The sequence below is a fragment of the Luteimonas terrae genome, assembly GCF_004358165.1.
GTDB lineage: Bacteria > Pseudomonadota > Gammaproteobacteria > Xanthomonadales > Xanthomonadaceae > Luteimonas > Luteimonas terrae.
In genome coordinates, this window is the sequence record NZ_SMTG01000002.1 from 1,065,368 (window position 1) to 1,085,150 (window position 19,783).

Below are 19,783 nucleotides of genomic sequence, written 5' to 3' on the forward strand. Positions count from 1 at the left end.
GCGCCCGCCCGTGACCGTCCGCACTCTCGCATCTGCCAGCGGCGACACCGGCCCCGCCGCCGGAGACAGCCAGGCCGGCCGCAAACCGACCATCGTCCGCGAGGACCTGATCGCGGCCGCCCTGCGGCTCACGGGCGCCCACCGCAGCGTCTCGACCTTGAGTCTGCGCGAGGTCGCCCGCGAGGCCGGCATCGCGCCGAACAGCTTCTACCGCCAGTTCCACGACATGGACGAACTGGCGGTCGCGCTGATCGACCTGGCCGGCGAGTCGCTGCGGCGCATCGTGGGCGATGCGCGCCGCCGCGCCGTCGCAGGCCGCAGCATCGTCCGTGGCTCGCTGGAAGCGTTCATGGAACGCCTGCGCGCGGACGACAAGTTGCTGCACGTGCTGCTGCGCGAAGGCACCGTGGGCTCGGACGCGTTCAAGCGCGCGGTCGACCGGCAACTGCGTTTCTTCGAAGACGAACTGCGCGCGGACCTGATCCGCATCGCCGCCGCGCAGGGCATCGTCTTCCACGAGCCGGGCCTCGTGGCCCGCGCGATCACGCGCCTGGTGTTCGCCGCGGGCGGCACGGCGCTGGATTCGCCGCCGGAAGACGACGAGCGGCTGGTCGACGAGCTGTCGCACATGATCCGCATGCTGCTGCGCGGTGCGCATGCCATGGGACAGGCGAAGCGGGCGCGTTGAGATTCGGGTGGTGATCTTTCGGCGTTCTCGAGTACATCAACTACGCCTCACGCACCGTCATCCCAGCGAAAGCTGGGATCCATTTTGATCTTTGCACTGAGCACGAGGCGCTGCCGCTCCGCGGAAGCACCATCGTCTGACGCGCGCCGTAGCTCTGTGTCTTTGCCGCCTGAAGCGGACGATCGAACTGACCGGCGAACGCTTACGTCAAAATGGATCCCAGCTTTCGCTGGGATGACGAATCTGGGGCAGCGCCGGATCTGATCGGAAGTCGCTGGACCCCGGCTTCCGCCGGGGCGACGGGTCAGAGCGATTCCGATCTATCGGACTCGCCTGCCCTCACCGGATCTCGAACCGGTCCGCATCCAGCATCGCCGGAAAATGTTCGCGATGCGCCTGCAGTTGTCCGGCCGACAGCGTCGTCGTCGACACCACCTCCAGATCGGTCGATTCGCTCAGGGGCTGGCCCAGGAAATCCAGCACCGCACTGTCGCCCGAATACGACAGACCGTTGCCGTCCGTGCCGACGCGGTTGACGCCGACCACGTAGGCGAGGTTCTCGATCGCTCGCGCGCGCAGCAGCGTCTTCCACGCGTAGGCGCGCGCCGCGGGCCAGTTGGCGACGAAGATCTGCAGGTCGAAGTCCAGTCCGCCCGGGCGCTCCACGTCGAAACGGTTGCGACAGAACACCGGGAAGCGCAGGTCGTAGCAGACCTGCGGATTGATCCGCCAGCCCTTCCATTCTACGGTCAGGCGATCGCGGCCGGCGGCGTAACGCTTGTGCTCGTTGGCGTACCGGAACAGGTGCCGCTTGTCGTAGTACCGCAATTCCCCCTCGGGCATGGCCCACAGCATGCGGTTGTAGACGCCGTCGCCCTCACGCAGCTGCACGCTGCCGGTCACCACGGCATCGAGCGCCGCCGCCTGCGCGCGGATCCATTCGACAGTAGGCCCGTCCATGTCCTCGGCGCGATCGATGGCGTCGTTGCTGAAACCACTGGTGAAGGTTTCGGGCAACACGACGAGATCGCTCAGACCACGCAAGGGCGCGATCAGATCGCCGTAGTAGGCGCGGTTGGCCGCCGGGTCGTGCCACACGGTGGCGCCCTGGACGGTGGAGACACGAAGGTTCTGCATACGACGATCCGCAAACGCGATGTTCGATCCGGGCGTCGATTCTCGGACCTGCGGCGGCACGGCTCAAGCGCAGCGCAACGAGCGTGCACGCGCCGTCTACCCGCGCGCCCCTACCGTGCCGGCAGCCAGCCCGCCGCGGAGCCCGCCATGCCCGAGACCATCTACGACGCCCTGCGGGAAAGCCACGAGCGCCAGCGCTCGCTGTGCCGCAAGCTGCTGCGTTCGCCGCCGCACAGCGAACGTCGCATCGAACTGTTCACCGAGCTGCGCATTGAGCTCGCCGCGCATGCGGCCGCAGAGGAACGCTTCCTCTACGCGCCGATCCTGATGCACGACGCCGGGCTGGATGCCTCGCGCCATGCCTTGCACGAGCATCACCAGATGGACGAGCTGGTCGAGGATCTCCAGGTCCGCGACCACACCGGCGCGGCGTGGATGGCCAAGGCGAAGCAGCTGTCGGAGAAGGTGCATCACCACCTGCGCGAGGAGGAGCGCAAGTTCTTCCAGGTGTCGGGCAAGCTGCTGACCGACACCCAGAAGATCCGCGCGGCGCAGCGCTACCGCCGCGACCACGCCCGCATGGAACGGAAACTCCGCGCCGAGTGACTCGCGTCAGCGTGTCGGCGCGCTCGCCTTCTGCGCGGCGATGAAGCGCCGCACTTCCTCCTCCAGCACCGGCAGGGGCACCGATCCGAGATTGAGGATGGTGTCGTGGAACGGGCGCTGGTCGAAGCGGTCGCCGAGCTCGCGTTCGGCCTCGGCGCGCAGGTCGAGGATGGTCCGGTAGCCGATGTAGTACGACAGCGCCTGGCCGGGCCAGGAGATGTAGCGGTCGACCTCGGTCACGACATCGTGCTTGGCCAGCGCGGTGTGGCTGGCGAGATAGTCGATCGCCTGGTCGCGGGTCCAGCCGTATTCGTGCAGGCCGGTATCGATGACCAGACGCGCGGCGCGCCACATCTCGAAGGTCAGGCGACCGAACTCTTCGTAGGGCGTCTCGTAGATGCCCATGCGCGTGCCCAGCCACTCGGTGTACAGACCCCAGCCTTCGCCGTAGCCGGAGAAATAGGTCTGCTGACGGAAGTCCGGACGCGCCGGCGCCTCCAGCGCAAGCGCGGCCTGGAAGCTGTGGCCGGGCGCGCATTCGTGCAGCACCAGCGCCGGCAGGTTGTACAGCGGACGCGACGGCAGGTCGTAGGTATTGAAGAAGCACGCGTCCAGGCCGCCGCGGCCGGAGGTGTAGATCGGCGCGATGTCGTCGGCGACCGGCAGGATCGTGAAGCGGTAGCGCGGGAGCGTGCCGACGACGTACTGCAGCTGGCCGTCGATCTTCTTGGCAATCAGCGACGCCTCGCCCAGCAGTTCGCGGGGTGTCTTGGCGTAGAACTTCGGATCGGTGCGCAGGTAGTCGATGAAGGCCGGCAGATCGCCCTCGAAACCGGCCCTCCGCTTGACCTGTTCCATCTCGGCGGTGATGCGCGCGACCTCAGCCAAGCCGAAATCGTGGATCTCGCGCGCGCTCATGTCGCGGGTCACGTACTCCAGGATCTGCGTCCTGTAGAACGCGCGGCCGTCCGGCAGGTCGCTGGCTGCGATCGTCGTGCGCGTGCGCGGCAGGTACTCGCCGCGGATGAAGGTCAGCAGCCTGGCGTACGCGGGGATCGTCTGCGCCTGCACGACGCGTCGGCCTTCCTCGCGCAGCCGGGTACGCACGTTCTCGGGAATCGAGGCGGGAATGCGGTCGAAGGTCGCCAGCAGCGGGTTTGCATCGCCGGTCTGCACGTAGGGTTCGAGCGTCTTGTCGCGGCCGTCGAGCGTCGCGCGCGGCACGCTCCAGCCGCGCGCCAGACCCGCTTCCATGTTCGCGATCTGTTCGTCGAAGTAGCGCGGCACATCGCCCAGGCGGCTGATGAAGCGTCGCCAGTCGGCCTCGGTCTGGTACGGCTGGCGCGGATTGATGCCGCCCCAGAAGAAACTGTCGCTGTTGAACGGCGCCTCGTAGGTGCGCCAGCGGGCGCCCGCCTCGTCGGCTTCCAGCGAGGTCCGGAACACCGCCGCGTTGATGCGCTCCTCGCGGCCCAGCTGGTCCAGCGGAATCGCATCCAGCGCGGCCAGCGTCCGCTTCCAGTAGTCCGCGCGGCGGGCCCAGGCTTCGGGTGTCACCGACGGCATGCGCCCGCTGCTCTGCCAACGCCCGTCGACCTTCTCGCGCACGAATTCGGCCTGGCGCCACTCCCACTCGCGGGTGTACAGATCGCGCAAGGCGGTTTCGGCGGCATTCGCCGGCGCGGCGAGCGTGGGCCGCGCCGCCTCCTGCGAGAGCACGGGCGACGCGATGCCGAGGGTGAGCGACAGGGACAGCACGAGGCGGGACAGCGTCGGACGGCGACGCGGGGCAAGGGACATCAAGGACTCCTCGAAAGCATGGGCGCGCACACCGGAGCAGTGCGACGAAGCGCCCAGCATGCCGGGAACGCGCGCTGCGTGCATCGCGTCCGCACGTGCGCGGGCGTGGAGACTTGCCGTATGCACCTGCAGTCGTGCGCGCCACCGGTCCACGCAAACCTCACGCCCCACCCGCCACCCTCCCCCAATTCCGACGGACGTCCCATGGCCCGCTGTCTGCCAGCCGCACCCGCGCATCCCTGTCACGGCCGCGCCCGATGAGCGTCGACTGCCCGGCGCGCGCCGAGCCGCAGGCGTCTGCGGATGTTGCGACGGGTCGCTTCTGCGAAGGCAATCCCGGCGCCGTGCTGCACTTGGCGCTCGAGGCACTTGCTGCAGGCGGCGCCCCCGTGCTCGCGCTCGTCGTCGAGACGGAAGGCTCGACCTACGCCTCCGCCGGCGCGCTGGCGCTGTTCGGCGACGGCCCGCACGCGGGCTGGATCAGCGGCGGCTGCCTGGAGCCCGAGATCGCGCGTGTCGCGGTCGAGGCCGCGGCGGCAGGTCGTCTCGAATGGCTGGATATCGACACCACCGACGACGCGGCCCTGTTCGCGGGGTCGGCGGTCGGCTGCCGTGGCCGCCAGCTGCTGGCGCTGGTGCCGCTGGCTGCGCGGGCGGACATCGCCGACGCCATGCGCACATGGCTGGGCGGCGGGCATGCCCTGGAAGTGACGCTCGATGCGGGCGGACACATCGCCTGTCGCATCGGTGGCCATGCCAGTTCGTGGGATCTGCCGGTCGGTGGGACGCCGCACACTAGGGCTGCGCGGTGGACGCTGTGTCTGCACCGCGCGCCCGAGGCGCTGGTGCTCGGCGCGGGTCCGGAGACGCCGATCCTGATTCCGATGCTCGAATCGCTCGGCTGGCGCGTCACGGTGGCCGAGCGGCGCGCGCGCTGGCGCGAGGCAGCGGCCGCGCAGTGCGGCCTGATCGATTCGCCACCCGAAGACGCGGTGGCCGCGCACCCGCACGCCGACGTTGCGCTCGTCATGCACCACGGCTTCGAGGCCGATCGCGAGGCGCTGCTGGCACTCGCGGCTTCGCGCATCCCCTTCATCGGCCTGCTGGGTCCCGACCGGCGCCGGCAGGATCTGTTCAAGCTGCTGCCGACGCACGCACGCGATGCGCTGGCCGGCCGTCTGCACGCGCCGGTGGGCGTGCCGCATTGCGGACGCGGACCCGAGGCGATCGTCTTGAGCATCGCCACGCAGCTGCAGCAATGGCGCGGTGCGCAGCGCACATGATCGCCACGAACCCGCATTCATTGACCGTACGGCAACACCCGCGCCCGCAAGCTGCACCGGTGCACGCCTGACGCGCGCCCGCCTTCCGCCAGCCATCGAGCCAGCCAAGAGGAATGTCCATGTCGCCCCTCACCCGCAGGGAACTGCTCAAAGCCGGTGCCGCGTCGGCCGGCGCGGTCGCGATGCCTGCCGTCGCGCAGGTCGCGAATTCCGCCACGACGCCCAACGCGCCGCGCCCGCCGGTCATGCAGACCGTGTCGCTGGAGGTCAACGGTCGCAGCGTCGAACGCGAGGTCGACACGCGTACCACGTTGCTGGACCTGCTGCGCGAACACCTGCAGCTCACCGGCACCAAGAAGGGCTGCGACCACGGCCAGTGCGGCGCCTGCACGACCATCGTCGACGGGCGCCGCATCAACAGCTGCCTCTCGCTGGCGGTGATGCACGAAGGGGCCAAGGTCACGACCATCGAGGGCCTGGGCACGCCGGGCGACCTGCACCCGATGCAAGCCGCCTTCGTGAAGCACGACGGCTACCAGTGCGGCTACTGCACGCCGGGCCAGATCTGCTCGGCGGTCGCGGTGCTCGACGAAATCCGCGACGGCATTCCGAGCCACGTCACCGCCGATCTCGGCGGCAAGCCCGCGCTCGATGCCAGCGAGATCCGCGAACGCATGAGCGGCAATCTCTGCCGCTGTGGCGCCTACGCCAACATCCTCGACGCCATTGAAGATGTCGCCGGCGTGCGCAAGGGAGCGACCGCATGAAGGCCTTCGCCTACACCCGCGCCGACACGCCTGCCGCCGCTGCAGCGGCCGCTGCGCGCGAGCCCGGGACGAAGTTCATCGCCGGCGGCACCAACCTGCTCGACCTGATGAAGCTGGAGATCGAGACGCCGGCGCAGCTGGTCGACGTCAACGGCCTGAAGCTCGACACCATCGAGGCGACCGACGACGGCGGCCTGCGCATCGGCGCGCTGGTGCGCAACACCGATCTGGCCGCCGATCTCCGGGTGCGCAAGGACTGGCCGCTGCTGTCGCGGGCCCTGCTCGCGGGCGCGTCGGGCCAGCTGCGCAACCGCGCGACGACCGCCGGCAACCTGCTGCAGCGCACGCGCTGCCCCTACTTCTACGACACCGACCAGGCCTGCAACAAGCGCCTGCCCGGCAGCGGCTGCGGCGCGATCGACGGCTACAGCCGGCAGCTGGCGGTGATCGGCCACAGTTCCAGCTGCATCGCCACGCATCCCAGCGACATGGCCGTGGCGATGCGCGCACTCGACGCGGTCATCGAGACGGTCAAGCCGGACGGCAGCGAGCGCCGCATCGCGCTCGACGACTTCTATCTCGCGCCCGGCACCACGCCGCAGCGCGAAACCGTGCTCGAGCCGGGCGAGCTGATCACCGCGGTCGTGCTGCCACCGCCAGTGGGTGGCCGGCAGGTCTACCGCAAGGTCCGCGACCGGGCTTCGTACGCGTTCGCGCTGGTGTCGGTGGCGGCGATCGTGCAGCGCGACGGCAGCGGCTCGGTCACGGTCGGCGGCGTCGCACACAAGCCCTGGCGCAGGACCGAAGCCGATGCCGAGTTGCCGCGCGGCGCGAAGGCGGTCGCCGCGCGCCTGTTCGAGGGCGCCGCGCCGACCGACGACAACCGGTTCAAGCTCGCCCTCGCCGAACGCACCATCGCCGCGGCTCTGGCCGAGGCCCAGGAGGCCGCGTCATGAAGTTCGACACGCCCGCAGGACAGAACCCCGTCGACCGCATGCGCGTGGTCGGCCAACCGCTGGACCGCATCGACGGCCCGCACAAGGTCACCGGCACCGCGACCTACGCCTACGAGTGGCACGACGCCACTGCACGCGCTGCGTATGGTCAAGTGATCGGCGCGGGAATCGGCAAGGGCCGCATCGCCTCCATCGACACCAGCGCCGCAGAACGTGCGCCCGGCGTGCTGGCCGTGGTCACCGCGCAGAACGCCGGCAAGCTCGGCAAGGGCCGCATGAACACCGCGACGCTGCTGGGCGGGCCCGAGGTGCAGCACTACCACCAGGCGATCGCGCTCGTCGTGGCCGAGACCTTCGAGCAGGCGCGCGCCGCCGCGGGCCTGGTTCGCGTGGCCTACACGCGCAGCCGCGGCCGCTTCTCGTTGGAGCGCGAACAGGCCAATGCGGTCAAGCCGGAGGGCAAGGACAACGACGACACAGCCGTCGGCGATTTCGACGCGGCGTTCGCCGCCGCGCCGGTCACGCTCGATGCGCGCTACACCACGCCCGACCAGTCCCACGCGATGATGGAACCGATGGCCTCGCTGGCCGAATGGGACGGCGACAAAGTCACCATCTGGACCTCGAACCAGATGATCGCCTGGGGCAAGGGCGATGTCGCGCGCACGCTCGGCATCGCGCCGGAAAAGGTGCGTCTGGTCTCGCCCTACATCGGCGGCGGCTTTGGCGGCAAACTCTTCGTGCGCGCGGATGCCGTACTGGCCGCGCTCGGCGCGAAAGCGGCCAAGCGCCCGGTCAAGGTCGCCCTGCACCGGCCGCTGATCGCCAACAACGCGACGCACCGCCCCGCCACCCTGCAGCGCATCCGCATCGGTGCGACGCCCGAAGGCCGCATCACCGCGATCGGCCACGAAAGCTGGTCCGGCGATCTGGAAGGCGGCGGTCCCGAAGTCGCCGTGCAGCAGACGCGATTCCTTTACGCCGGCGAACACCGCATCACCCGCATGCGCCTGGCCACGCTGGACCTGCCCGAGGGCAATGCGATGCGCGCGCCCGGCGAGACGCCCGGCATGATGGCGCTGGAAATCGCCATGGACGAGATGGCCGACAAGCTCGGCATCGATCCAGTCGAATTCCGCATCCGCAACGACACCCAGGTGGATCCCGAACATCCCGAGCGCCCGTTCTCCCAGCGCCAGTTCGTCGAATGCCTGCGCCAGGGCGCCGAAAAGTTTGGTTGGGATGCGCGCAAGGCCCACGGCAGCGTGCGCGACGGGCGCTGGCTGGTGGGCATGGGCATGGCCGCGGGCTTCCGCAATGCGCCGGTGATGAAGTCCGGCGCGCGGGCGCGGCTCGATGGCGATGGCCGCATCACCATCGAAACCGACATGACCGACATCGGCACCGGCAGCTACACGATCATCGCGCAGACCGCAGCCGAGGTGATGGGCGTGGATGTCGACCGGGTCGAGGTGAAGCTCGGTGATTCCCAATTCCCGGTGTCTGCGGGCTCCGGCGGCCAGTGGGGCGCGAACAGCGCGACCGCGGGTGTGTACGCCGCCTGCATGAAGCTGCGTGAGGTCGTCGCCACGCGCGCCGAACTCGACCCGGCCACGGCCGAATTCGCCGATGGCAAGGTCAGCGGCGGTGGCAAGTCGGTGGATCTGGCGGACGTCGCCGGCGACGGGCAGATCGTCGTCGAAGACGCGATCGAGTTCGGCGATCTCGACAAGCGCAAACAGCTCAGCACCTTCGCCGCGCACTTCGCCGAAGTCGGCGTCGACGTGCATACCGGCGAGACGCGCGTGCGTCGCATGCTGTCGGTCTGCGCGGCGGGCCGGATCCTCAACCCGAAGCAGGCGCGCAGCCAGATCATCGGCGCGATGACGATGGGCATCGGCGCCGCGCTGAGCGAGGAGCTGGCCGTCGACGAGACGATCGGCTTCTTCGTCAATCACGACCTCGCCGGCTACGAAGTGCCGGTGCACGCCGACGTGCCGCGTCAGGAGGTGGTGTTCCTCGACGAGACGGACGCCGACAGTTCGCCGATGAAGGCCAAGGGCGTCGGCGAGCTGGGCCTGTGCGGCGTGCCGGCCGCGATCGCCAACGCGATCCACAATGCTACCGGCGTGCGTGTGCGCGAGTATCCGATCACGCTGGAGAAGCTGATCGAGGGGCTGCCGGACGTCGCCTGACGTCCGTGCGATTCACGACACCGGGCGCTTCTGGCGCGCGGTAGCCGGTGATCCGGGCGCAGCGCGAACCTGCGCTCAGGGCATCAGTCCGGGCACCTCGGCACTGATCTCGCGGGCCAGGAATCCGACCAGCCCCATGCGGCGCGAGAGCCGCGCGCCCGCCTTCGCATGCAGATGCACGCCCCAGACGGCCGCCTGCTCCGGACTTGCGCCGCGCGCGACCAGTCCGGCAATCAGGCCCGCGAGGACATCGCCCGAGCCCGAGGTGCCGAGTGCGACGCTGCCGGCCGTGTTGATCCACATCCGGCCGTCCGGCGCCGCGATGTGGGTCACCGCACCCTTCAGCGCCACTACGACCTTCCAGGACTGCGCGCAATTGCGTGCGATGCCTGCGGGGTCCGCGCGCACGGCCGCCTCGTCGGTGTCGAGCAGGGCCGCCATCTCGCCCGCATGCGGCGTCAGCACCAGTGAAGCGTCGCCACGCCTCCCCCGCGCGGCGCGTAGCGCACGGAGGTCGAGTGCCCCGGCATCGAGCACCACCGTGCACTGCGCCGCCGTGACCGCGGCGGTGACGACGCGTCGTGTCTCGATGCCCGGGTCCATGCCTGGGCCGAGGAGCACGGCGCGCGCATGCGCGGCCGCGTGCGCGCCTGCGCGTCCGAGCAGACGGATCTCACCGTCGCGGTCGGCCGGCAGACCCATGACCTTGGCCTCCGGCAAGGCGATCGCCAGCGACAGGGCGGCCGGCGCGGCGGTCGCCACCTGCAGCTTGCCGGCGCCGGCACGCAGCGCCGCGATGCCGGCGAGCATAGCGGCGCCCGGGACCTGCACGCTGCCGCCGATCACCAGGACGCGGCCGCGCTCTTCCTTGCTGCCGCAGCCGCGCGGATCGGGCAGCGGCCAGCGTTCGAGCAATGCGGCGTCGATCGTGCGCGCACGTCCCGTGGCGCGGCGCGCGCTCGTGCGCGCGGTACTCATCGCGGACCAGCCGGCCTGTCTGCCGCCGCGGTCACCGGCGCACCGGCTTCCTCCAGAGGCAATGCCAGATTGGCGACGCGCAGCTGGAAGAGCGCGTCCGGGTCCGCCCGGTCGAGCGCGTACTCGGTGATCGAACAGTTCGGCACATCCGCGGCGCGATCGATGTCGAGGATCTGCGCCTCGTCCATGCACTCGAGCAGATAGCGGAAGCAGTTCACGATGACCTGGTGGCCGACGATCAGCACACGGTCGCCGACGTGATCGCGCCGCAGCACTTCGGTCACGCTGCGCAGCCGCAGGATCACATCGCACCAGCTCTCCCCGCCCGGCGGCCGGAAATAGAACTTGCCGACCGCGGCGCGCTGGGCCGCGAGTTCGGGGAACGTCACCTTGATGCCCGCGACGGTGTAACGGTCGAGCACGCCAAACTCCTTCTCGCGCAGGCGCTCGTCGACGCCGATGTCGTCGCGGTCGATGCCCAGCGCATCGGCAACGGCATGGATGGTCTGCTGCGCGCGGACGAAGGTCGACGTCAGCAGCACATTGGGGCGCTCGGCGTCCGGCAACGCGGCGAACCACTGCGCGAGCGCGGCGGATTGCCGATGCCCGAGATCGGACAGCGGGGTGTCCGCATCGCGCGTGTCGAGATCGATCAGATGCGTCTGTGCCAGCTCGGCAGCATCGCGCGCCACGTTGCCCGCGCTCTGGCCGTGTCGCACGATCCACAGCCGGTCCGGCCAGTCACTGTGTCGAAGCCGGGCCATCAGGGCGTCCCGATCCCGGGCGTAGCGCCGCACTGGGCGATGGTCGCGTCGCGAAACAGGGCTGTGGTCATCCATCTCCTCCGATGCATGCACCGGAGGGTCGCCAGCCGATCGTCAAGGGCACGCGAATCCTCGTGTGCCCGTACCGCGACGGGATCAACCGCCGGCGAGTCCGCCGCCCGCGTGACCGGGCAACGCGTCGTCGTCTGCATCGTCCGCTTCGGCGTCCGCATCGACATCGTCGATGTCACCGACTTCGCTGTCGATGCCGGTTTTCGGATCGGGCTTGCGATCGGGCTGCGGATCGGTACTGGTGATGTCGTCCAGGCCGGCGTCGTAGGTCTTCTGTGTCATCGCGGTGTCCTCGTGAGGGGCAGCTGCGACGCTACGCCTGCTGCCGTGAAACGGATGGCGTGCAGACGCACGCAGCCTCACGCGGTCGCGGTGTCGCGGGCGCGCGCCCGGTCGTCAGCTGCGGCCAGATATTGGTGGATCTGCGCGACCACCGCCGCGCCCTCGCCGACCGCTGCCGCCACGCGCTTCACCGAGCCCGCCCGGACGTCGCCGATCGCGTAGACGCCGGCACGGTCGGTCTGCAACGACGTCGTGCGTCCGGGCCGTGCATCGTCGAGTCCGGTCGTCACGAAGCCGGCCGCGTCGAGCGCCACGCAGTCGCCGAGCCACGCGGTATTGGGATCCGCGCCGACGAACAGGAAAACATGACGCAGATCGCAGCGATGCGTGTCGCCCGTGTCGCGCTCGCGATAGACGGCGCCGACGAGGCCGCGCTCGGCATCGCCTTCCAGCGCCACCAGTTCGGTGCGCGTGTGCAGCACGACGTTGGGCAGTGCGGCGATGCGATCGACGAGATAGCGCGACATCGATGCGTCCAGCCCCGCGCCGCGGATCACCAGATGCAGGGTCTTCACACGCGGCGCCAGAAACACCACCGCCTGGCCCGCCGAGTTGCCGCCGCCGATCAGCGCGATTTCCTCGCCTTCGCACAGGCGCGCTTCGACCGGCGAGGCCCAGTACGACACGCCGGCCCCTTCGAACAGTTCGAGATTGCCGATGTCGGGGCGCCGGTAACGCGCGCCCGAGGCGATGACCACCGTGCGGGCACGTATGCGCTCGCCCGAGCGCAGCTGCAGGCCGTGCACCGGCGCGCCCTCGCCCGCGTCGTCGGCGCAGAGAAGCCGCTCGACTTCCAGCGGAATCGCCAGTTCGGCGCCGAACTTGAGCGCCTGGTTGTAGGCGCGGCCCGCCAGCGCCTGACCGGAGATGCCGGTGGGAAAGCCCAGGTAATTCTCGATGCGCGCCGACGCACCCGCTTGCCCGCCGATCGCGCGCTGGTCGAGCACCAGCACCGACAGGCCTTCGGAGGCCGCATAGACCGCGGCGGCCAGACCCGCCGGGCCGGCCCCGACGATCGCCACGTCGTGCACGGCCTCGGGGTCGAGTTCGGGCGTCATGCCCAGACACGTCGCCGCCTCGGCGTTGCCCGGACGTTTGAGCACCTCGCCGTTGGAACAGATCATCAGCGGCAGATCGCCCGGCTGGATGCCGAGGCGCTCCACGATCTCGCGGCCTTCCTCGCTGTCGGCATCGATCAGCGTGTTCGGATAGCCGTTGCGCGTGAGAAAGCCCTGCAGGCCGGTCAGATGCGCGTCGCCCGGCAGGCCGACCAGCACCGAGCCCAACGCGTCGCCCTCGATCAGGCCCACGCGGCGCAGGATCAGCGCGCGCATGACCACCTCGCCCAGTTCCGCCGCGCCGACCACCAGCGCGCGCAGATGCGCCGCGTCGATGGGGATTGCGGTGCAGCCGCTTTCGCCCGCGTGCCCGGCCGCCAGCGACGCGCGTCCGGCCAGCTGGCTGATCTCACCGGTGAACTGGCCCGCGCCCTGGGTGGTGATGGGTTTCTCGTGTCCCAGGCCGTCGCGGCGCACCACGTCCACGGCGCCCTCGAGGATCAGCCACACCGGCGCGTCGCAATCGCCCACGTCGAACAGGATTTCGCCGGCATCGCAGCGACGCGGCGGCCCGCTGGCGAAGCGCCGCGCGGTGGCCACCTGCGCGGCATCGAGGACCGGAAACATCTGGTGGTGACGCGAATCGGCGAGAGGCATGCCGGCGCTCCGTGGCGGGAACCGCATCATGCACCGGCGTGGCGCTGTCGCGCGTCGGGAGGTCCGGTCAGCGCCGGACCGGCGCGTGCGCCTCGATCAGGGCGACGACCCAGTCGATGAACACCCGCAATTTGGTGCTGACATGGCGGTTGGGCGGAAACGCGACGTGCATCGGCATCGGGTCCATCGTCCAGTCTTCGAACAGCGAGACCAGCTCGCCGGCCGCGACGTGCGGCCTGGCCATGTAGGCCGGCAGCCACAAAACGCCCAGTCCAGCCAGTCCCGCAGCGAGATAGGCGTTGCCTTCGTCCAGCGCCACCACGTAGCGGCCATGCGCGCGCAGGTGCTCGTCGCCCCGGCGCATCGCGTACGGCAGCGGCTTGCCGGTGCGCGCCCACAGGAACCCGACGATCCGGTGATGCGTGTCCTCGAGTTCGCGGGGATGCGCGGGCGTGCCCATGCGCGTCAGATACGCGGGCGATGCATGCACGCCCAGCTGCAGGTCGCCGACGTGGCGCGCGACGAGCGACTGGTCGGTGATGGTGCCGCCGCGCACCACGCAGTCGACGTTCTCGCCGATGAGGTCCACGCGCCGGTCGCTGACGCCCAGATCCAGCTGGATTTCCGGATAGCGCGCATGGAACTCCGGCAAGGCCGGCACCAGGATCATCCGTGCGAACGGGCTGGGCACATCGACGCGCAGGCGCCCGCGCGGTGTGGTCGACGCATCCGAGAGGCTGGTCTCGGCGTCGTCCATGTCGGCCAGCAGCCGCACCACGCGCTCGTAGTAGGCCGCGCCGTCCGCGGTCACGTTGACCTGCCGGGTCGTGCGGTTGAGCAATCGCACCCGCAGCCGCGCCTCGAGCTGCTGGACCAGCTGGGTCACCGTCGAGCGGCTCATGTGCAGCGTTTCGGCGGCCTTGGTGAAGCTGCCCGTCTCCACCACGCGCGCGAAGGCCTGCATCGCATCGAAACGGTCCATCACACATCCGGCAGTCGGGATTGTCCGGATTCTACGAACAGTGCTGGCGGAGACGGCGTGTTTATCGGCGCAGATCGCGTCCACAGACTGTGGGGGCCGGCCGCTCCCGGCCCGTCCAACCCCCTCAGGAGAACTTCCATGGCAACACGTGACGTCGTCTTTCCCGCCGGCCGCCATGCGCTGTACGAGAAACACCGCTATTCGCCGGCCGTGCGCTCCGATGGCTTCCTGTTCGTGTCCGGCCAGGTCGGCAGCCGCGAAGACGGCTCGCCCGAACCGGAGTTCGAGCAGCAGGTCCGCCGCGCGTTCGAGAACCTCGATGCGGTCCTCGCAGCGGCCGGCGCCAGCTTCGACGACGTGGTCGACGTGACCTTCTTCATCGTCGATCCCGCAAGCCGGTTCGAACGCGCCTGGCAGATCGTGCCGGAGTACTGGGGCGAGGCGCCCTTCCCGACCGCGACCGTGGTCGGCGTGACCTGGCTGGCCGGCTTCGATTTCGAGATCAAGGTGGTGGCGAAGCTCCCGGCGCGCGACGCCGACTGAGCGGTCGACCGCGGAAGTCCTGGAACTTCCTGTAGCCGGATACGACGAAGGGCCCGTCAGGGCCCTTCGTCATGCACGCATCGGCGTGGATCAACCTGCCGGCGGCGTAGTTGCGGCCGGCGCGGGCGCCGGCTCGGCTGCTGGCGCAGCTGGCGTGGCAGGTGCGCCCTGCGCGCCGCCGGTGGGCGTGACGCGCCAGATGGTGTTGGCCAGATCGTCGGCGATCAGCAGTGCGCCGCGCGGGTCGACGGTCACACCGACCGGTCGCCCGCGGGCCTTGCCGTCCTGGCCCAGGAAGCCGGTGGCGAAGTCGATCATTTCGCCAGACGGCTTGCCGTTGCTGAAGGGCACGAAGGACACCTTGTAGCCGACCGGCGGATTGCGGTTCCAGCTGCCGTGCTGGCCCACGAACACGCCATTCGCGAACTGGGCACCCATCGACGGTGTCGAGAACGCCACGCCGAGTGCGGCCACGTGCGAACCCAGTGCGAAGTCCGGCGCGATCGCGCGGGCAACCAGTTCAGGCTTTTGCGGGCGCACGCGCTCGTCGACGTTCTGGCCCCAGTAGCTGTAGGGCCAGCCGTAGAAGCCACCGGGCCGCACGCTGGTCAGATAATCGGGCACCAGTTCGTCGCCGATCTCGTCACGCTCGTTCACGACCGCCCACAACTGGTCCATGCCCGGCTGCATCGCCAGCGCGGTCGGATTGCGCAGGCCGGTCGCGAACACGCGATGGAAGCCGGTCTGTGCATCGATCTGCCAGACCATCGCGCGGTTCTCTTCGACGGCGAGGCCACGCTCGGTGATGTTGCTGTCCGAACCGATGCCGACGAACAGATAGCGGCCGTCGGCACTGATCGTCAGCGCCTTGGTCCAGTGATGGTTCACCGCGCCGGGCAGCTTGGTGATCTCTTCCGGCGCGCCGGCCGCGTTGACCGCGCCTTCGGTATAGGGAAAGCGCAGCAATGCATCCTGCGTCGCCACATAGATCGAACCGTTGCCGGAGGCCAGGCCGTAGGGCGCATCGAGATTGTCGGCGAACACCGAACGGCCCTCGTAGGTGCCGTCACCATCCGCATCGCGCAACAGGGTCAGGCGGTTGCCGCTCTCGACCTGGGTATTGCCGCGCGCCTTGATGACGCCGGCGATGATGTCCTTGGGCGTGAGCTTGGGTGCGCGCCCGCCGCGGCCTTCGGCCACGAGGATGTCGCCATTGGGCAGGACCAGCATCTGGCGCGGGATCAGCAGGTTGTCTGCGATCGGCGCGATCTCGTACCCCTCCGGCACGGCCGGCAGCTCGTCGCCCCATTCGGTCGGCAGCGAAATCTTCAGGGTCGGAAACAGGCCGCGCTGCGGCTTGGGCAGATCGGGCGAGGTGCCGGTGTAGGTCTCGTCCGGCGTGCCACTGCACGCGGCCAGCGCGATCGCCAGCGCGGGCACCAGGGCGCGCGTCAGCAGCGCGGTCTTCGAACGCTTGATCCGGACAGTCATGGCAGCACCTCCCGGCGACGCAGCGTACCGCCGAGCGCGAACCACAGCGTCGCGCCGATCGACAGCACGCACAGCGCCGACCACACCAGCGCCTGCGGCATCTTCTGCCACGCGTCCATGGCATGGATCAGCGAGTTGAGGAACCCGAGCACGCAGGTCAGCGCCAGCAGGCCCACGTAGACGAAACGGGTGCCGGTGCGCGCGCTCGGCACGAACAGCGACACCAGTGCCCAGATCAGCGCCGGCACCGCGAACACCATCGCGCCGGCGACCAGCCAGGACGCGAAATTCGTCCACTGGATCTCGTACGTGCGCGAATACGCGATGTCGGCGAGCAGGCCGCCGAGGAACAGCGGGAACGCACTGCTGACCAGCAGCAGATGCAGCGGATGGAGCGGCCGGTACGGCTGCGCCACGAGGACGGGGGGTGTCTGCATGAGTAGTCTCGGCTTCGGCGGGGCAAGGCCACGCGGCGGTCCGCGGGGCGTGCAGAGCAGACGGTCGTACATCGGAGCGCAAGAGACGGTGAACGTGCGCGGCGCCTCGCACCTTTGCCGACGTTCGCACGGTACCAACGGATGGATCGGACCTTGGAACTCCACCCACTAACGTCACCCGTGCCCGCGTATAGGTGGGCGCTCGCCCGAATGGATGCGCTTTCATGGCCGACGCCTCTCCCGCCCTCGCCTCGCCTGCGGAGATTGCCCGCGCGCTGTCCGACACCTGTGTCGAGAAAGCCACGCTGTCGTCGGGGAAGATGATCGCGCTGGGCGTGCTGGCCGGTGCCTACATCGGTTTCGGCAGCCTCGTTGCCGTGCTGATCGCCGCGGGCGCCGACGACCTGCCCCATGGTCTTGCACAGGCTGCGGCCGGTCTGGGCTTTGCAGTCGGCCTGATTCTCGTCGTTCTCGCCGGCGCCGAGCTGTTCACCGGCAACACGCTGATGACGCTGCCGCTGGCGCAACAACGCATTGGTGCGGCGCAGGTGCTGCGGGCGTGGTCGCTGGTCTGGCTGGCCAACTGCGTCGGCGCGCTGCTGCTGGTGCTGCTGGCGCTCGGCGCCGGCGTGCATCTCGCCGGGGACGGAGCGGTTGCGACTTCCGCCATCGATCTCGCCGCCGACAAGAGTGGCAAGCAGCCCGCCGCGATCGTGGCCAGCGGTGTACTCGCCAACGTGCTGGTGTGCCTGGCGGTCTGGATGGCGGCAGGCGCCAAGTCGGCCGTCGACAAGGCCGCCGTCATCGTGCCGCCGATCGCCGCGTTCGTCGCACTCGGTCTGGAACATTCGATCGCGAACATGTCGCTGCTGCCGCTGGGCCTGGTGGCCCAAGCGACAACCGGCGCCGAACTGCCGCACGGACTGTCATGGGGCGCCGCGGGCGCCAATCTGGCGTGGTCGACGCTCGGCAACCTCATCGGCGGCGGCGGTCTGGGACTCGTGTACTGGATCACCTACGGGCGCGAACGCTGACGATCTCCGCGCCTCGGCTCGCTGCCTTCCGACGCACGTCGACGCATCACGCGTCTAAGCCGCTACCCGGCTCAGCGCGGCAGCGCCTCGTGCACCGCGGCCTCGTGCTCGGACGGCGACCAGTCCGCATCCATGAACCGCTTGGCCACGCCGACCGGTTCGCCGTCGGGACCCGGCTGCAGCTTCTCCCGGGCGCGTGCCACGTAGCCGGCGAGATCCTGCGTGGCCCAGCCTGCATCGCCCGGACGGATATCGGGATGGTCGTGCGAGAACTCCGCAGCCGCCGCGCGGCGGGCGATCGCTTCGCTGTCGTCTCCGCCCGTCGAATTCCGCGTCTGGTGCGCGCCGTCGTGTGCCATGCCTGTGCCTTCCGAAGTGATCGTCGCGGAAGTCTGCGACAACCCGGCATCCGCAGGGCGTGACGTGCGGGCCGGGATTCCATCCAGGGCTCGCGCGCGCTTCACGTGCCTGTCGCGATCGGCCTCCCAATGTGAGCGTCTCCGCGCGATGCCTGCGGTCGCCCCCACCCCGATCCACGCATCCGCAGCCTGCCCCGCGGTTCTCGCCGGGCGCTTTCGTGGAACTGTCGATGCCACTTCCAACCGAATCGAACATCGCGACCATCCTCGCCGATTGGCGCGCGCGGCGCCCGGATCGCCCGATGCCGCAGGGCGAGACAACCGGCGCGCTGTCCGACCGCGATGCCGAAGCGCTGCTGCGCTTCGTCATGGCGCACGCCAACGCGCATGGCGCGCCAACCCAGCCCGCGCTGACGCAGGCGGCCATCGACGCGCCACTGGAGGCGGTGCTCGACGATCTCGCGCGGCTGCGTGCGAGCACGCTGGACGTTCTGCAAGGTCCGGGGCCGCGAGAGGACGCGGCGCCCCACGGGCTGATGCAGGCCTTCGACAGCGCCGCCGCCTGCGCGCGCGCGCACGAGGCCGCGCTCGCGCAGCGGATCCGCCGGCTCGAAACACGCCTGCGCGAAAGTGACGAGCGGTATCGCAGCATCGTCACGACCGCACTGGACTACGGCATCTTCTCGACCGATGCCGAGGGCATCATCCGCAGCTGGCCGTCCGGCGCGCACGCCGTGTTCGGCTGGACCGCCGAGGAGGCGATCGGCCAGCACGCCTCGATGACCTTCACCCCCGAGGACTGCGCGGCCGGCGTGCCCGAGCAGGAAATGCGCATGGCGCACGAACAGGGCAGCGCGCCCGACGTGCGCTGGCATGCACGCAAGGACGGCGACCGGGTCTTCATCGAGGGCGTGATGCGTCCGATCCTGGGCGCCGCTGGCGAGACGGCCGGCTTTCTGAAGGTCGGCCGCGACGCGACCGAACGCCGCCAGTGGGACGCGCGTCAGCAGGTGCTGCTCAAGGAACTGCAGCACCGTACGCGCAACATCATGGCGGTCGTGTCGGCGGTGTTCGAGAAAACCCGCCTCGGCAGCACCGATATCGATGACCTGTCGACGACGTATCGCAGCCGCCTCGGTGCGCTCGTGCGCGTGCAGGAACAACTCTCCCGTCTGCAGGAAAGCGACCGCGTGGATTTCGACGCCCTGCTGCGCAACGAACTCGCATCGATGGGCGCCGTGGATGCCGACGGCCACGGAGAACGCGTGGAGCTGCGCGGTCCGGCCGGCGTGCGCCTGCGCTCGGGCTCGCTGCAGACCTTCGCGCTCGCGCTGCACGAGCTGGCGACCAACGCTTCCAAGTACGGCGCGCTGGTCCAGCCGCAGGGACGGCTTGCCGTGCACTGGCGCCTCGTCGACGAAGAAGGCGTGCCCTGGCTGCACATCGACTGGCGCGAGAGCGGCATCGACATGGCGCGCGCCACCGACGCGCCGACCGGTGGTGGTTACGGTCGCGAACTGATCGAGCATGCCCTGCCCTACCAGCTCGGCGCACGCACGACGTATGCGCTGGAAGACGACGGCGTACATTGCACGATCGAGGTGCCGATTTCGGGCGCGCGGGCCGGGTGAAAG

General features: G+C 69.7%; 19 protein-coding genes. 9 read left to right on the forward strand and 10 right to left on the reverse strand.

The window, feature by feature from the left end; all coding sequences use genetic code 11:
• Window positions 1-10: 10 nt before the first annotated feature.
• Window positions 11-688 (forward strand): HTH-type transcriptional repressor FabR, encoded by a 678-nt coding sequence (gene fabR / locus E2F49_RS05040; protein ID WP_133392857.1) that lies wholly within the window; start codon window positions 11-13, stop codon window positions 686-688.
• 339 nt (window positions 689-1,027) lie between these two features.
• Here the strand turns inward: fabR and E2F49_RS05045 are convergent, their stop codons facing one another.
• Window positions 1,028-1,825, reverse strand: coding sequence for an amidohydrolase (locus tag E2F49_RS05045; RefSeq protein ID WP_133392858.1), 798 nt, complete (start codon window positions 1,823-1,825; stop codon window positions 1,028-1,030).
• Between the two features lie 147 nt (window positions 1,826-1,972).
• On the opposite strand from E2F49_RS05045, the gene E2F49_RS05050 reads away from it, so the two are divergent.
• Window positions 1,973-2,431 (forward strand): hemerythrin domain-containing protein, encoded by a 459-nt coding sequence (locus E2F49_RS05050; RefSeq protein WP_133392859.1) that lies wholly within the window; start codon window positions 1,973-1,975, stop codon window positions 2,429-2,431.
• 6 nt (window positions 2,432-2,437) lie between these two features.
• On the opposite strand, the gene E2F49_RS05055 is transcribed toward E2F49_RS05050, so the two are convergent.
• Complete coding sequence (locus tag E2F49_RS05055; protein WP_133392860.1) at window positions 2,438-4,231, reverse strand: DUF885 domain-containing protein; 1,794 nt, start codon at window positions 4,229-4,231, stop codon at window positions 2,438-2,440.
• Between the two features lie 257 nt (window positions 4,232-4,488).
• Between E2F49_RS05055 and E2F49_RS05060 the strand changes: the two genes are divergently transcribed.
• The 4 genes from E2F49_RS05060 to paoC all read left to right on the forward strand — a co-directional run bounded on the left by E2F49_RS05060 (window position 4,489) and on the right by paoC (window position 9,432).
• The gene (locus E2F49_RS05060; protein WP_133392861.1) at window positions 4,489-5,514 is read left to right on the forward strand and encodes an XdhC family protein; all 1,026 of its coding nucleotides are present in this window, start codon (window positions 4,489-4,491) and stop codon (window positions 5,512-5,514) included.
• Between the two features lie 113 nt (window positions 5,515-5,627).
• Window positions 5,628-6,281, forward strand: coding sequence for an aldehyde dehydrogenase iron-sulfur subunit PaoA (paoA, locus tag E2F49_RS05065; protein ID WP_208004804.1), 654 nt, complete (start codon window positions 5,628-5,630; stop codon window positions 6,279-6,281).
• Window positions 6,278-7,237: an FAD binding domain-containing protein gene (locus E2F49_RS05070; protein WP_133392863.1), complete on the forward strand. Its 960-nt coding sequence runs from the start codon at window positions 6,278-6,280 to the stop codon at window positions 7,235-7,237. Before paoA ends, E2F49_RS05070 begins: the two co-directional genes overlap by 4 nt.
• Entirely contained in the window at window positions 7,234-9,432 is a 2,199-nt protein-coding gene (gene paoC, locus E2F49_RS05075) for an aldehyde oxidoreductase molybdenum-binding subunit PaoC (RefSeq protein WP_133392864.1), read from the forward strand. The genes E2F49_RS05070 and paoC overlap by 4 nt, the downstream gene beginning before the upstream one ends.
• A gap of 75 nt (window positions 9,433-9,507) precedes the next feature.
• Here the strand turns inward: paoC and E2F49_RS05080 are convergent, their stop codons facing one another.
• The 5 genes from E2F49_RS05080 to E2F49_RS05100 all read right to left on the reverse strand — a co-directional run bounded on the left by E2F49_RS05080 (window position 9,508) and on the right by E2F49_RS05100 (window position 14,285).
• Entirely contained in the window at window positions 9,508-10,410 is a 903-nt protein-coding gene (locus E2F49_RS05080; RefSeq protein ID WP_133392865.1) for an NAD(P)H-hydrate dehydratase, read from the reverse strand.
• Window positions 10,407-11,174 (reverse strand): histidine phosphatase family protein, encoded by a 768-nt coding sequence (locus tag E2F49_RS05085; RefSeq protein ID WP_133392866.1) that lies wholly within the window; start codon window positions 11,172-11,174, stop codon window positions 10,407-10,409. Before E2F49_RS05085 ends, E2F49_RS05080 begins: the two co-directional genes overlap by 4 nt.
• A gap of 156 nt (window positions 11,175-11,330) precedes the next feature.
• On the reverse strand, window positions 11,331-11,528 hold the full coding sequence (locus tag E2F49_RS05090; protein ID WP_133392867.1) for a hypothetical protein: 198 nt from the start codon (window positions 11,526-11,528) through the stop codon (window positions 11,331-11,333).
• Between the two features lie 77 nt (window positions 11,529-11,605).
• Entirely contained in the window at window positions 11,606-13,303 is a 1,698-nt protein-coding gene (locus tag E2F49_RS05095) for an FAD-dependent oxidoreductase (RefSeq protein WP_133392868.1), read from the reverse strand.
• A 67-nt stretch (window positions 13,304-13,370) separates the two neighbouring features.
• Window positions 13,371-14,285: a LysR family transcriptional regulator gene (locus E2F49_RS05100; RefSeq protein WP_133392869.1), complete on the reverse strand. Its 915-nt coding sequence runs from the start codon at window positions 14,283-14,285 to the stop codon at window positions 13,371-13,373.
• A gap of 138 nt (window positions 14,286-14,423) precedes the next feature.
• Between E2F49_RS05100 and E2F49_RS05105 the strand changes: the two genes are divergently transcribed.
• Entirely contained in the window at window positions 14,424-14,828 is a 405-nt protein-coding gene (locus E2F49_RS05105; protein WP_055248608.1) for a RidA family protein, read from the forward strand.
• Between the two features lie 90 nt (window positions 14,829-14,918).
• Here the strand turns inward: E2F49_RS05105 and E2F49_RS05110 are convergent, their stop codons facing one another.
• Together E2F49_RS05110 and E2F49_RS05115 are read right to left on the reverse strand one after the other, a co-directional pair.
• A complete protein-coding gene (locus E2F49_RS05110) occupies window positions 14,919-16,307 on the reverse strand; it encodes a PQQ-dependent sugar dehydrogenase (RefSeq protein WP_208004838.1) in 1,389 nt (462 codons plus the stop codon).
• Window positions 16,308-16,315: 8 nt separating this feature from the next.
• Window positions 16,316-16,756, reverse strand: a complete 441-nt coding sequence (locus E2F49_RS05115) for a DUF2231 domain-containing protein (protein ID WP_133392871.1) — start codon at window positions 16,754-16,756, stop codon at window positions 16,316-16,318.
• 224 nt (window positions 16,757-16,980) lie between these two features.
• Here E2F49_RS05115 and E2F49_RS05120 point away from each other — a divergent pair, with 224 nt between their 5' ends.
• The gene (locus E2F49_RS05120) at window positions 16,981-17,790 is read left to right on the forward strand and encodes a formate/nitrite transporter family protein (protein ID WP_133392872.1); all 810 of its coding nucleotides are present in this window, start codon (window positions 16,981-16,983) and stop codon (window positions 17,788-17,790) included.
• Window positions 17,791-17,861: 71 nt separating this feature from the next.
• Here the strand turns inward: E2F49_RS05120 and E2F49_RS05125 are convergent, their stop codons facing one another.
• Window positions 17,862-18,149 carry a hypothetical protein gene (locus E2F49_RS05125; protein WP_133392873.1) on the reverse strand — a complete coding sequence of 96 codons (288 nt, stop codon included), beginning with the start codon at window positions 18,147-18,149 and terminating at the stop codon, window positions 17,862-17,864.
• A gap of 230 nt (window positions 18,150-18,379) precedes the next feature.
• On the opposite strand from E2F49_RS05125, the gene E2F49_RS05130 reads away from it, so the two are divergent.
• Window positions 18,380-19,780, forward strand: coding sequence for a sensor histidine kinase (locus tag E2F49_RS05130; RefSeq protein WP_133392874.1), 1,401 nt, complete (start codon window positions 18,380-18,382; stop codon window positions 19,778-19,780).
• The last annotated feature ends 3 nt before the right edge of the window (window positions 19,781-19,783 follow it).